The following is a 12220-nucleotide window of genomic DNA, read 5'->3' on the forward strand; positions in this document are numbered from 1 at the left end:
AACTTGCCATAGTGAAAATTATGCACCATATTTATTGAGGATATGGGTGCTGGATGGGCAAGCTGGTTCAAATTGGAAACATGATCGTACGCGTGTATGCGAACGATCACCTGCCACCACATTTCCACATCATAACACCTGATGCGGATGCCCTTGTCCACATAGAAACTCTGGAAATCCTGCGTGGCAAACTATCCCGCAGGGCGGAGGCCGAAGCTTTGGCATGGGCGAAGGCCAATGGGAGCCTGATTGTTGAGGAGTGGAATCGCACTAACCCGCGTTTTCCTATTGCAGCTAAGGGAAGCAAGTCATGACACCACGCGTCAAAGCCATCCTGCCCACCCTGCCCAGCTCACTCACGATCGACTGGGCCGATGGCAGACGGTCAACCGCCAATCTGACGGGGTGGATCGCGACGGGAGGAGAGTTACTCGCTCCCCTCCGTTCAGCGGGTATCTGGGAGACTGCGAAAGTCACCGACTATGGCGCCAGCGTGGAATGGGAAGGCGATGATCTCGCAATCGACTCCTATCATCTTTACCAGATCGCCGAGGACCAGCGCGACTTTGACGTCGACGACCTGCGCAAATGGCAGGAGGACATCGGCCTTTCCAACAATGAGGCGGCGGATTTTCTTGGTGTGACCTTGAGGACATGGAACAACTACCGCGCTGGCACACCGGTAAGCCATGCGGTGAAGATGCTGTTACGGGCCAGCCAGCGCGACCCGCTTCTATTACATGCTCATTTCCGCCCCCGGCGGCCGGGACGTCCCAGGCACGCCGCATAAGACAGTTCCTCTGCGGCACTATATCCGCCGTCCATCCGCCCCAAACAGATGCGTCTTGCCCAGATCGAAGGCAAAGGGAATCGTTTCTCCGATGCGGATCTGGCGTTGGCCATCGAGAAGCACGGTCGCTGGCTGGCCGTCGGGGGTGCTGGTGTAAACCACCGTCGAGCCACCGAGATGTTCCACGAGCTGGATGGAAGCTTCACCGAGAGAGGATTGCGCCTGCGGGTTCACATGTTCCGGGCGCACACCGAAGGTGAGCGGTTCCCCCTGCTGAGCAGTGACCGGTTTTTCAAGCACGATGCGCTGTCCCGCCACTTCGATGGTGCGGTTGGAGGTGTCGCCTGAAGCCACTTTTGCGGAGAGGAAATTCATCTTCGGTGAGCCGATGAACCCCGCGACGAACTGGTTTGCGGGATTGTTGTAGAGATCGAGCGGGCGGCCAACCTGCATGATGCGGCCGTCGCGCAGCACGACGATCTTGTCGGCCATGGTCATGGCTTCCACCTGGTCATGCGTCACATAGATCATGGTGCTGCCGAGCGTCTGGTGCAGCTTGGCAATTTCGACGCGCATCTGCACGCGCAGTTCCGCATCGAGGTTGGAGAGCGGTTCGTCGAACAGGAAGATTTTCGGCTCGCGCACGATGGCGCGGCCGATGGCGACACGCTGGCGCTGGCCGCCGGAAAGCGCCTTCGGCTTGCGCTGCAACAGCGGGCCGATCTGCAGGATATCGGCAGCCTTCTGCACCCGCGCCTCCACCTCCGGCTTCTTGTAACCTGCCGTTTCCAGCCCGAAGGCGAGGTTCTTGTAGACACTCATATGCGGATAGAGCGCATAAGACTGGAAGACCATGGCGATGCCGCGCTTGGAGGCAGCGGTTTCGTTGACCCTCTCACCGTCGATACGCAGATCGCCTTCGGAGATTTCCTCAAGCCCGGCGATCATGCGCAGAAGCGTGGATTTGCCACAGCCCGAAGGGCCGACGAAGACGGTGAATTCGCCCGGCTCGATCTTGAGATCGATGCCGTGGATGACCGGAAAAGCGCCGAACCGCTTGACGATTTTTTCGAGCGTAATGCTGCTTGCCATGCTGTTTCTCCCGACTGTCGCGCCGCATGCGGGACGGCTGCGACAGTGTTGATTGTCTTAGAATACGTTCCCGATCCGGGATCCGTTCAGCGTTTCATTCCCGTCGTCGCGATGCCTTCAATCAGCAGCCGCTGGAAGAACAGGAAAAACAGGAAGACCGGCACCAGTGACAGGTTGGACATGGCGAAAAGCGAGGTCCAGTCCGAGCTGCCGGTGGAATCCACGAAGGACCTGAGACCGAGCTGCACGGTGTAGGTGTTGATGTCGTTCAGATAGATCAGCGGACCGAAGAAGTCGTCCCAGGTCCAGATGAAGGAAAAGATGGCGGCCGTTGCCAGAACCGGCAGCGACAGGGGCAGCATGATCTTCCAGTAGATACGGAAGGGTGAGCAGCCATCCATGACAGCCGCTTCATCCAGCTCACGCGGAATACCGCGGAAGAACTGCACCATCAGGAAGATGAAGAAGGCGTCCGTCGCGAGATACTTCGGCACGATCAGCGGCAGCGATGTGTTCACCCAGCCCATTTCCAGGAACAGGATATATTGCGGGATGAGCACGACGTGATAGGGCAGCATCAGGGTGCCGAGCATCAGCGCGAACCAGAAATTGCGCCCGCCGAAGCGAAGCCTTGCAAAAGCGAACGCTGTGAGCGAGCAGCCGACCACGTTGCCGATGGTGGCCAGCACCGAAATGAAGAAGGAGTTCCAGAAGAACTGCCCAAAGCTCACCTGCAGCCCGGTCCAGCCTCTGATATAACCGCCGACATCCACCGCCGAGGGAATGAGCGAGGATGAGCCGAACAGCTCGTCCTGCGGCCGGAAGGAGCCTGAAATCATCCACAGGATCGGATAGAGCATCGCAAAGGAGGCGATGATCAGCGCCGTATGGAGCATCACCGATTTCAGCGGCGAGCGTTGCGGGCCTTGTCCCGGCCGGGGAGCGGTAACAGCGTCAGTCATCGTAATGCACCCAGTATTTTGCGCTGAGGAACGAGAAGGCCGTGAACAGCGAGATGATGATCACCAGGATCCAGGCAAGCGCCGAGGCATAACCCATGCGGAAGAAACCGAAGGCTTCCTGGTAAAGATAGAGCGTGTAGAACAGAGTCGAATTGATCGGCCCGCCGGTGCCCTCGGAAATGATGAAGGCCGGCGTGAAGGCCTTGAAGGCATCGATCGTCTGGATCACGGCGTTGAAGAAGATGACGGGCGTCAGAAGCGGCAGCGTAATGCGGAAGAACTGCCGCACCTTGCTTGCGCCATCGATTTCGGCGGCCTCATACATGTCCTGCGGAATTTGCCTCAGACCTGCGAGGAAAATGATCATCGGCGAACCGAACTGCCAGACCGACAGGATGACCAGCGTGTAGATCGAATAATCCGGATTGGAAATCCAGCTCGGCCCTTCATAACCAAAGGCCTGCCAGAGTATCATGTTGACGAGACCGTCAGAGGCGAAAAGCTGACGCCAGAGAACGGCAATCGCGACGCTGGAGCCCAACAAGGACGGCAGATAGAAAATCGCCCGATAGAGGGTCAGGCCGCGGATGCCGCGGTTGAAGGCGAGCGCCACCAGCAGCGCGAAAATCAGCTTCAGCGGCACCGACAGCAGCACATAGGTGAAGGTGACCTGCATGGCGGCGGCAAATTTCGGGTCGGCCGTGGCGATGCGCACATAATTGGCCGCACCCACCCAGTCCGGCGACTGCAACAGGTCGTAGTTGGTGAAGGACAGATAAAGCGACGCAAGCGCCGGGCCCAGCGTAAGGCCAAAAAAGCCGATCAGCCAGGGCAGGAGAAACAGGTAGGCGTGAATGTTGCGGTCGAAGATCCGCTTCAGGCCGCCCCGTTTCGGGAGAGCCGCGCCACGGCTCTCCCCCACAAGAGTTTCAGATCGAAAGGCCATAAACCATCACTTCCGTTTGATAACGGTTTCGGATTCCTTGACGAGGCGGTCACCGCCTTCTTCCGGGGTGATCTTGCCGAAGCCGACTTCTTCCGCCGTGCGTTTCAGGACAAAGGCGAATTCGCCCGCACCCGGAGGTGGCGCCGGCGGCAGATCGCCGACGCCGGGTGTAATTTCGGCGATATATTCCACCATGCTCTTGCTGACTTCATCGAGTTTCGGGGTCAGCGCGTTGCGCATGGATTCCGACGCCGGAACGCCGCGCTCCACGCCGAGAATATCGATGCCTTCCGGCTCGGCGACGAGGAAATTGATAAACCCGACGGCCTGTTCGATACCGGCACTGCCATTGGCGACGCTGATGAGCATGGAAGGTTTAAGGTAGTGGCCGGAGGGGCCGTCCTTCGTGCTCTTCGGATAGGAGCTGATGGCAAGTTTGGCCTTGTTGAGCTTCTGATACCCGACGAACTGGTTGGAATGGGCAAATGCGGTTGCCGCTTTGCCCGTCGTCAAAGGGTTGGTTTCGATATTGAGCTGGTCGAGCGCCTGCACATCGGCGGGCACACAGGCACCACTCTTGCGCAGATCCGCCCAGAGCGTGAACCACTTGGTCGCGTCGGTCGGATCGAAGCCGATGCCGCCATCCTGCGTGTAGAGTGACTTGCCGTTCTGGCGCAGCCAGTTTTCAAAGCTCGGCTCCACACCGCTCGCATCGGCTGTGGCGTAATAACCGGGTTTCGGCTTGTTCTTGCTGAGCTTGGCGGCATTTTCCGCAAACTCCTCCCAGGTCTGGCCGATGGCCGGCGGTGTCGCGCCGGATTTTTCCCAGGCCGCCCTGTCAAAGAAGACGGCGCTGGAATTGACCCCCAGATTGATGCCGTAAAGCTTGCCATCGACCCTGCCGGAATCGATGTTCATCTTGCCGAAATCCTCGATCTTCAAGCCCTTGCCGATGTAATCATCCAGCGGCGCCAGCGCGCCGCGCCGGCCATATTCGAAGATGTAACGATAATCCATCTGGATCAGATCGGGCGCATTGCGGCCCGCCACCTGCGTTGCAAGGCGGGGCCAATAATCGCTCCAGCCGGCGAATTCCCCGGCGATGTCGAGATCGGGCTTCACCTGCTTGTAGGCTGCTATCGCCTTGTTGGTGCGATCGGCACGCTCCTGCGACCCCCACCACAACATGCGAAGGCGCGCAGCCTGCGCCTGCGCCGAACCACCTCCCAATGCTGCAAGCGACAGGGCCGCAAGCCCTGCCGAAAGCACAGTTCTCCTCTGAAGCATCACGGGCATTGGCAACTCCTCCCTATTGACTGCCAATTGATGATGAACGCAAACGACACTTGCCGTTTTATAACTAATTGGTTACATGGGAACACCGATCGCAAACATTGTCAAGCGGGTGCCGAAATGGAAGAAACGACTAAGAACCAGCCGTCCGATCCGGGCCCCGATCCGGCCGTGGAGAAAACGCCGCCGCCAAAGCGCAAACGGGCCACGACCCAGGTGCGAAACCCGGAAAGAACCCGCGCCGCCATTCTTGAAGCTGCCCGCCGCGAGGTGGCCGCCAAAGGGCTGGCGGGGGCCAGAATCGATGTCGTCGCCCGCCGCGCCGGGACCAACAAGAGGATGATCTACCATTATTTCGGCGACAAGGATGCGCTTTATCTCGCCGTTCTGGAAGACGCCTACCGCCATATCCGCCACACTGAAAGACGGCTTGATCTGGCCCGTAAGGCCCCGTCCGAGGGCTTGCGGGAACTTGCGCTTTTCACCTGGCACTACTTTCTCGACCACCCCGAATTCCTGAGCATCCTCGCCACGGAAAACCTCAATAAAGCCCGGTATCTCAGGCAATCACCGACGATCACAGCGATGCACTCAAATTTCATTTCCGAGCTTGAGGACGTGCTGCGGCGTGGCAGCGACGCCGGCGAATTCCGTGACGGCCTCGACCCGATCGACGTTTATCTGACCATCGCTTCGCTCGGCGCCTTCTACCTGTCGAACAGGTTCACCCTGTCAACGATCTTCCAGCGCGACCTGACAGACCCTGCCGAGCTGGAGCGATGGGGCCAGCACATCGTCGACACGTTGCTTGCTGCAGTGCGGCGGGTCTGAACGAGCCAAACCGGATTCCTGTTTAACTACAGCGATGACGCGCCATTCGCATCCGCGAAGCACGTCATTTTCTTTTGCGGCGCAGCGAATAACTGCAAGGGCGAACCTTCAAACCTCATCAATTTCTCCTGTCAAAAAACACCTTGACAGATCGTGTTCTTCGCGATCACAAATAACCAAATGGTTACAAATTACCATGTTTGACGGAAGCGGCCTTGCGGGAAAAGGTCGCCTTGGGAGGAAATTCATGAAACGTATCGGCGTCATCATGCACGGCATCACCGGCCGCATGGGTTACAACCAGCATCTCGTGCGCTCCGTTCTCGCCATTCGCGATCAGGGCGGCGTGCTTTTGAAGAACGGTGAAAGGGTGATGCTCGATCCCATTCTCGTCGGCCGCAACGGCGCGAAGATCGAGGAAATCGCCAAAAAGCATAATGTCGCGCGCTGGACGACCGATATTGATGCCGCTCTCGCCAACCCTGACGACACACTTTTCTTCGACGCTGGAACGACACAGATGCGTGGCAGCCTTTTGGAAAAAGCCATCAAGGCCGGTAAGAACGTCTATTGCGAAAAACCGATTTCGGACACGATGGATGAGGCGCTGGCGATTGCCCGCCTGGCCGAAAGTGCGGGCATCAAGCACGGCGTGGTGCAGGACAAGCTGTTCCTGCCCGGCCTTCGCAAGCTCGCCATGCTGCGCGACAGCGGCTTCTTCGGCAAGATTCTCTCCGTGCGGGGCGAGTTCGGTTACTGGGTCTTCGAGGGCGACTGGCAGCCAGCGCAACGCCCCTCATGGAACTACCGCCTGAAGGATGGCGGCGGCATCATTCTCGATATGCTTTGCCACTGGCGTTATGTGCTCGACAATCTGTTCGGACCGGTGAAATCCGTGAGCTGCCTCGGAGCGACGCACATTCCGGAGCGTTTCGATGAACAGGGCAAAGCCTATAAGGCGGATGCGGACGACGCCGCCTACGCCACCTTCGAACTGGAGGGCGGAATTATCGCCCACATCAACTCTTCATGGGCGGTACGGGTGCGCCGTGACGATCTCGTCACCTTCCAGGTGGACGGCACCCACGGCTCGGCCGTCGCTGGCCTGACGAAGTGCTTCACCCAGCACCGCACCAACACGCCGAAGCCGGTATGGAACCCCGACCAGCCGCAGACCATCGACTTCTACAAGACCTGGCAGGAAGTGCCTGACAATGTCGTCTATGACAACGGCTTCAAGGCGCAGTGGGAAATGTTCGTGCGCCACCTCGTCGATAACGACCCGTGGCCTTATGGCCTGATGGAAGGCGTGAAGGGCGTGCAGCTTGCCGAGCTGGGGCTGAAATCATGGAAGGAACGCCGCTGGCTCGACGTTCCCGCCCTTTCCTGAGGAGGCTGACATGAGTGAACTCAAGCTTCCGAAGGACGACCGCAGCATCGAGGTCTACAGATTATCCGGCACGCCGGTCGCGGTTGAAAAACGAAGTGCCGCCGATTTCAACCGCGTCGCTTTCGCAGCCGCCCACGTGGTGGCCGATCCGCTTGCCGACAACGACCCGTGGCTGACCCCCGCGATCGATTGGGACGCGACCTTGCGGTTCCGTCATCGCCTTTGGGACCTCGGCCTCGGGGTCGCGGAAGCGATGGACACGGCTCAGCGCGGCATGGGGCTGGCATGGCCGCAGGCCCAGGAGCTGATCTCCCGTTCGCTCAAGGAAGCCGCCAGCCGCAAGGATGCGCTGATTGCCTGCGGGGTGGGCACCGATCATCTGAACGGCAGCGGTTACGATCTGAACCAGATTGTCCACTCTTACCTCGAACAGCTTGATTTTGTTCAGGGAGAAGGCGGGCGCGTTATCCTGATGGCCAGCCGCGCGCTCGCCGCCGCCGCCCGTTCGCCCGATGATTACCTCAAGACCTACACCAGGGTGCTTTCCCGCGCCGAGCAGAAAGTGGTGATCCACTGGCTGGGCGAAATGTTCGACCCGGCGCTCGAGGGCTACTGGGGTTCGGGCGACCATATGACCGCCATGGACACCTGCCTTGCCATGATCGAGGAGAATGCCGACAAGATCGACGGCATCAAGATTTCACTTCTCTCCAAGGAAAAGGAAATTGCCATGCGCCGCCGCCTGCCCGCTGGCGTGCGCATGTATACCGGCGACGATTTCAATTATGCCGAATTGATCGCCGGTGACGAGAAGGGTCATTCGGACGCCCTGCTCGGCATTTTCGACGCCATCGCTCCCGCTGCGTCCAAGGCGCTGGCCAGCCTGAAGCGCGGTGCCGACAATGAGTTCTTCGATATTCTGGAGCCGACGGTGGCGCTTTCACGCCACATCTTCAAGGCGCCCACCCGCTTCTACAAGACCGGCGTGGTGTTCCTCGCCTATCTCAACGGATTGCAGGATCATTTCACCATGGTCGGCGGCCAGGAAAGCACCCGTTCCACGCAGCATTTCGCCGAGCTTTTCCGGCTGGCGGACAAGGCCAACGTGCTGGCTGAACCTGACCTGGCGACGCACCGGATGAAGGCATTTCTCGCCGTCCGGGGTATCAGCTGAAGCAGAACGAGGGAGGATAGAAGATGAGCCTTGAAGGCCTTTCCATCAATTTCGCGACCGTGCGGCAAGGCGCAAATTTCGGAGCCATCGTGGATGCCTGCCTCGCCCATGGCATCACCACCATCTCACCGTGGCGCGAGCAGGTGAACGGTATCGGCCTTGCGGAAGCCGCCCGCATCGTTGAGCGGAACGGCCTGCGCCTGTCCGGTCATTGCCGCGGCGGTTTTTTCCCGGCTCCTGACGCTGAAGGCCGACGTCTCGCCATCGAGGACAATAAGCGCGCCGTCGATGAGGCCGCCGCCATGAAGGCCGACTGCCTTGTGCTTGTCGTGGGCGGCCTGCCCACCGGTTCGCGCGATCTGAAAGGTGCGCGGCAGATGGTGGAGGACGGCATGGCAGAACTTCTTCCTTATGCGCGGGCTGCCGGCGTGCCGCTCGCCATTGAACCGCTGCATCCTTTCTATGCCGCGGACCGCGCCTGCATCAACACGCTGAAACAATCGCTCGACCTCTGTGACCGGCTGGGTGCCGGCACCGGCGTGGCCATCGATGTCTATCATGTCTGGTGGGACCCGGAACTGGAGGAGCAGGTGGCGCGGGCCGGCAGGAATGGCCAAATTCTCGCCCATCACATCTGCGACTGGCTGGTGCCGACCACTGACCCGCTCAACGATCGCGGCATGATGGGAGATGGTGTGATTGACCTCAAGGCATTTCGCGCCATGATCGAGGCTGCGGGCTTCCACGGCCCGCAGGAAGTGGAAATCTTTTCGCATCGCTGGCAGGCGCGCCCGGTGGACGAGGTCCTCGCCACCGTGGTCGAGCGTTTCAAGACTGTTTGTTGATAGATCCGGGAGAGAGACAATGCCTGAAAGGGTGAAACGCAAACGCTATGCGCTGGTCGGCACCGGCAATCGTGGCACCACCATGTGGGGCCGCGAATTGCTGGCCGGCTGGAGCGACTATGTCGAACTCGTCGGCATTTGCGACCTGAACCTGATGCGCGCCGAGCGCGCCCGCGCCATGATGGGATCGAGCGCACCGCTTTACGACGATTTCGACCGGATGATGGAAGAGCAGCGCCCGGAGCTGGTGATCGTCTGCACGCCCGACGATACGCATGACGACATCATCATCCGCGCGCTGGAAGGCGGGGCAGACGTCATCAGCGAAAAGCCGATGACCACCACCCCCGAAAAGATTGACCGGATTCGCGCAGCCGAGGCCAAAAGCGGCCGCCGGGTCGATGTCTCCTTCAATTATCGCTTCTCTCCCACCGCAGCCCGCATCAAGGAACTGATCGACGAAGGCGCCATCGGCACCGTTACCTCGGTGGATTTCCACTGGTATCTCGATAACCAGCACGGCGCGGATTATTTCCGCCGGTGGCACGCCTTCACAGAACACTCCGGCAGCCTGTTCGTGCACAAGGCCACGCACCATTTCGACCTCCTGAACTGGTATCTCGACTCCGATCCCGTCGAGGTGAAGGGCTTCGGGCAATTGCTGCATTATGGCAAGAACGGCCCGTTCCGCGGAACGCGCTGTCGCACCTGTCCGCACAAGAATGAGTGTGATTATTTCATGGACCTCGGCGCCGATCCTTTCCTCGATGCGCTCTACGAGGACCCGTCAAGCATTGACGGATACATGCGTGATGCCTGCGTTTTCCGGGAGGACATCGACATTCCCGATACCATGAGCGCTTCGATCCGTTATGCCAGCGGCGTGCAGGTTTCCTATTCACTCAACACCTACATGCCGATAGAGGGTCACCACATCGCCTTCAACGGCCACAAGGGTCGCATCGAGATGCGCCAATATGAAAAGCAGCCCTGGACGGAGCCGCCGGCCGATGAAATCCTGCTGGTGAAGAGCTTCGGTGGCGGCGTCGAGCACATCTGGGTGCCGCATGAGCCGGGCGGCCATTATGGCGGCGACAACCGCATGCGCGACATGATCTTCAAGCCCGGCTCCAACGACCGGCTGCGGCAGCGGGCTGGTTCGCGCGCTGGCGCCATGTCGGTTCTGACAGGCGTGGCGGCACTGAAAAGTGCGCTGGAAGGCGGCTCCCAGCCGGTGAAATCCCTGCCCCTCTAGCTGCCTCAGCCCGTGGCGCCATCCGCCACGGGCAACCACCAAAAAGAACGGGCGATATTCCGCAGATTACGCACTCCTTCCATACCGGTAAATTGATTGCCGGGGGAAGAAAGAGTGAGTCATGTCCAGTTTGCAATCCATCGTTCCGCTCATCATCATCGGCGTCAGCCTCGTCGTATTCTTCAAATGGGTGGGGCGCGACATGAATCGGGAAGAGAAGAAGCCGCGCTCCCGCCGCTGACCGATCACGCCCGCCCGCGCCCTTGCACGGTTACGGAACCTCGTCTTGCCGTCGGCGTTTCCCTGTCAGAAGGAGAACGCCATGACGCAAGAGCAAAAGACGAAAAACGACGACAACAGGGCTTCGAAGGCCAGCGACATTCCTCCTGCAGGTCCGCACGCCAAACCTTCCCTGACCGACCATGAAAAGACACCAGGCGCAGGAAGCCTGCCGGATGGCGACAGCAAGAATGTCACGCCTGGCGCCGGTTGATGACCATTTGCGCCGAAATATCATACATTTATTATATTTCGGCGCATTAACAGTCACTTAGCCCCCGAACCGTCGCGAAATACCTGTTTCTTCACGGTGGTCATTGCAAAATCGAAAATTGAGCTTATATTTACCTTATCGACCATTGCTTGTGACGTCGTTCTGGAACAGACTGTTCCCCGTCGGATTTCCTCTCAAATAATCGATCTTATCCCGCAAGGTATCGCGGGAACCACAACGATTCTACGAAAGGAAATCGTTATGAACACTGGTACTGTAAAGTGGTTTAACGCCACCAAGGGCTTCGGCTTCATTCAGCCTGACAATGGCGGCACGGACGTTTTCGTCCACATTTCCGCTGTCGAGCGCGCTGGCATGCGTTCTCTGAACGACGGCCAGAAGATCAGCTACGAGATCGTCCAGGACCGTCGGTCCGGAAAGAGCTCTGCCGACAACCTTCAGGCAGCTTGATATTCGTCATTTTGGCACCGCAGACCACGGATGTACTGGCTGCGCTTGCCGATGACTGTGAGAGGTCGGGTTAAAGCCCGGCCTTTTGTTTTTGGGCCATGGAGGTCCTCATGCGTAAAAATTCCTATCATTGCGGTGACACCGTCTTTTTGAAGTCCGGCGTCCTTGGCAATGCACAGCCCGATGGTCCCGGCCGGATCGTGTCAGTCATGCCCGAAGCCCAGGGAACGGTTCGTTACAGGGTGCGTTTCCAGCACGAGAATTTTGAGCGCAGCGTCGCACTCGATGAGATAGATGCATCGATGTCGACGGCCTCGCGGCTAGGCAAAGGCGAAAGCCTCTCGCCACGCGAAACCGGATCAAGCTGGATCAACCTGAACACGATCAAAATCAGAAAGTAGCGGCATTGGCCGCTTAAAGGAGATAGTCTTGCAGGTACTCGTCAGAGACAACAATGTTGAACAGGCCCTTCGCGTCCTGAAAAAGAGAATGCAGCGTGAAGGCATTTTCCGCGAGATGCGCGCCCGCGAATCCTATGAAAAGCCGTCGGAAAAGCGTGTTCGCGAAGAAGCCGAAGCCGTACGCCGCCACCGCAAGCTGGAGAAAAAGAAGATGCAGCGCGAAGGGCTGCTGCCAGCGCCCAAAAAGGCCGCCCGTACCCGGTAAACGCCCTACAAC

General features: G+C 59.1%; 15 protein-coding genes. 11 read left to right on the forward strand and 4 right to left on the reverse strand.

The window, feature by feature from the left end; translation table 11 throughout:
- Nucleotides 1–53 precede the first annotated feature (53 nt).
- Together EYD00_RS14290 and EYD00_RS14295 are read left to right on the forward strand one after the other, a co-directional pair.
- Complete coding sequence (locus EYD00_RS14290) at nt 54–314, forward strand: DUF4160 domain-containing protein (RefSeq protein ID WP_006700539.1); 261 nt, start codon at nt 54–56, stop codon at nt 312–314.
- A complete protein-coding gene (locus EYD00_RS14295; protein WP_006700540.1) occupies nt 311–790 on the forward strand; it encodes a hypothetical protein in 480 nt (159 codons plus the stop codon). Before EYD00_RS14290 ends, EYD00_RS14295 begins: the two co-directional genes overlap by 4 nt.
- 18 nt (nt 791–808) lie before the next feature.
- Here the strand turns inward: EYD00_RS14295 and EYD00_RS14300 are convergent, their stop codons facing one another.
- The 4 genes from EYD00_RS14300 to EYD00_RS14315 all read right to left on the reverse strand — a co-directional run bounded on the left by EYD00_RS14300 (nt 809) and on the right by EYD00_RS14315 (nt 5086).
- The gene (locus tag EYD00_RS14300; protein ID WP_004444934.1) at nt 809–1882 is read right to left on the reverse strand and encodes an ABC transporter ATP-binding protein; all 1074 of its coding nucleotides are present in this window, start codon (nt 1880–1882) and stop codon (nt 809–811) included.
- Nucleotides 1883–1968: 86 nt separating this feature from the next.
- Nucleotides 1969–2844, reverse strand: a complete 876-nt coding sequence (locus EYD00_RS14305) for a carbohydrate ABC transporter permease (RefSeq protein ID WP_004444935.1) — start codon at nt 2842–2844, stop codon at nt 1969–1971.
- Nucleotides 2837–3790 carry a carbohydrate ABC transporter permease gene (locus EYD00_RS14310; RefSeq protein WP_004444936.1) on the reverse strand — a complete coding sequence of 318 codons (954 nt, stop codon included), beginning with the start codon at nt 3788–3790 and terminating at the stop codon, nt 2837–2839. The genes EYD00_RS14305 and EYD00_RS14310 overlap by 8 nt, the downstream gene beginning before the upstream one ends.
- 6 nt (nt 3791–3796) lie before the next feature.
- On the reverse strand, nt 3797–5086 hold the full coding sequence (locus tag EYD00_RS14315) for an ABC transporter substrate-binding protein (RefSeq protein WP_004444937.1): 1290 nt from the start codon (nt 5084–5086) through the stop codon (nt 3797–3799).
- 117 nt (nt 5087–5203) lie between these two features.
- Between EYD00_RS14315 and EYD00_RS14320 the strand changes: the two genes are divergently transcribed.
- From EYD00_RS14320 to rpsU, 9 genes are all read left to right on the forward strand, one after another.
- Complete coding sequence (locus tag EYD00_RS14320) at nt 5204–5914, forward strand: TetR/AcrR family transcriptional regulator (protein WP_034496591.1); 711 nt, start codon at nt 5204–5206, stop codon at nt 5912–5914.
- Nucleotides 5915–6161: 247 nt separating this feature from the next.
- Nucleotides 6162–7304 (forward strand): Gfo/Idh/MocA family protein, encoded by a 1143-nt coding sequence (locus EYD00_RS14325; protein WP_034496593.1) that lies wholly within the window; start codon nt 6162–6164, stop codon nt 7302–7304.
- Nucleotides 7305–7314: 10 nt separating this feature from the next.
- Complete coding sequence (locus tag EYD00_RS14330; RefSeq protein WP_022562635.1) at nt 7315–8478, forward strand: dihydrodipicolinate synthase family protein; 1164 nt, start codon at nt 7315–7317, stop codon at nt 8476–8478.
- Nucleotides 8479–8501: 23 nt separating this feature from the next.
- Nucleotides 8502–9323 (forward strand): sugar phosphate isomerase/epimerase family protein, encoded by an 822-nt coding sequence (locus EYD00_RS14335; RefSeq protein WP_034496596.1) that lies wholly within the window; start codon nt 8502–8504, stop codon nt 9321–9323.
- A gap of 19 nt (nt 9324–9342) precedes the next feature.
- The gene (locus tag EYD00_RS14340; protein WP_006700545.1) at nt 9343–10578 is read left to right on the forward strand and encodes a Gfo/Idh/MocA family protein; all 1236 of its coding nucleotides are present in this window, start codon (nt 9343–9345) and stop codon (nt 10576–10578) included.
- Between the two features lie 322 nt (nt 10579–10900).
- Nucleotides 10901–11071, forward strand: coding sequence for a hypothetical protein (locus EYD00_RS25930; protein ID WP_175477728.1), 171 nt, complete (start codon nt 10901–10903; stop codon nt 11069–11071).
- Between the two features lie 261 nt (nt 11072–11332).
- Nucleotides 11333–11542, forward strand: a complete 210-nt coding sequence (locus tag EYD00_RS14345) for a cold-shock protein (RefSeq protein ID WP_003508146.1) — start codon at nt 11333–11335, stop codon at nt 11540–11542.
- Between the two features lie 110 nt (nt 11543–11652).
- Entirely contained in the window at nt 11653–11943 is a 291-nt protein-coding gene (locus EYD00_RS14350; protein ID WP_004444954.1) for a hypothetical protein, read from the forward strand.
- A gap of 28 nt (nt 11944–11971) precedes the next feature.
- Nucleotides 11972–12208: a 30S ribosomal protein S21 gene (gene rpsU / locus EYD00_RS14355; RefSeq protein ID WP_006700627.1), complete on the forward strand. Its 237-nt coding sequence runs from the start codon at nt 11972–11974 to the stop codon at nt 12206–12208.
- Nucleotides 12209–12220: the final 12 nt, after the last annotated feature.

This window comes from Agrobacterium sp. 33MFTa1.1, from assembly GCF_004328495.1.
Lineage (GTDB): Bacteria > Pseudomonadota > Alphaproteobacteria > Rhizobiales > Rhizobiaceae > Agrobacterium > Agrobacterium pusense.

Bases quoted from the DNA above. Each gene is read 5' to 3' on its own strand.
- EYD00_RS14340 (WP_006700545.1), top strand. From the start codon at position 9,343: ATGCCTGAAAGGGTGAAACGCAAACGCTATGCGCTGGTCGGCACCGGC.
- EYD00_RS14310 (WP_004444936.1), bottom strand. From the start codon at position 3,790: ATGGCCTTTCGATCTGAAACTCTTGTGGGGGAGAGCCGTGGCGCGGCT.
- EYD00_RS14330 (WP_022562635.1), top strand. From the start codon at position 7,315: ATGAGTGAACTCAAGCTTCCGAAGGACGACCGCAGCATCGAGGTCTAC.
- EYD00_RS14335 (WP_034496596.1), top strand. From the start codon at position 8,502: ATGAGCCTTGAAGGCCTTTCCATCAATTTCGCGACCGTGCGGCAAGGC.
- EYD00_RS14350 (WP_004444954.1), top strand. From the start codon at position 11,653: ATGCGTAAAAATTCCTATCATTGCGGTGACACCGTCTTTTTGAAGTCC.
- EYD00_RS14300 (WP_004444934.1), bottom strand. From the start codon at position 1,882: ATGGCAAGCAGCATTACGCTCGAAAAAATCGTCAAGCGGTTCGGCGCT.
- EYD00_RS14345 (WP_003508146.1), top strand. From the start codon at position 11,333: ATGAACACTGGTACTGTAAAGTGGTTTAACGCCACCAAGGGCTTCGGC.
- EYD00_RS25930 (WP_175477728.1), top strand. From the start codon at position 10,901: ATGACGCAAGAGCAAAAGACGAAAAACGACGACAACAGGGCTTCGAAG.
- EYD00_RS14320 (WP_034496591.1), top strand. From the start codon at position 5,204: ATGGAAGAAACGACTAAGAACCAGCCGTCCGATCCGGGCCCCGATCCG.
- EYD00_RS14325 (WP_034496593.1), top strand. From the start codon at position 6,162: ATGAAACGTATCGGCGTCATCATGCACGGCATCACCGGCCGCATGGGT.
- EYD00_RS14295 (WP_006700540.1), top strand. From the start codon at position 311: ATGACACCACGCGTCAAAGCCATCCTGCCCACCCTGCCCAGCTCACTC.
- EYD00_RS14305 (WP_004444935.1), bottom strand. From the start codon at position 2,844: ATGACTGACGCTGTTACCGCTCCCCGGCCGGGACAAGGCCCGCAACGC.
- EYD00_RS14315 (WP_004444937.1), bottom strand. From the start codon at position 5,086: ATGCCCGTGATGCTTCAGAGGAGAACTGTGCTTTCGGCAGGGCTTGCG.
- EYD00_RS14290 (WP_006700539.1), top strand. From the start codon at position 54: ATGGGCAAGCTGGTTCAAATTGGAAACATGATCGTACGCGTGTATGCG.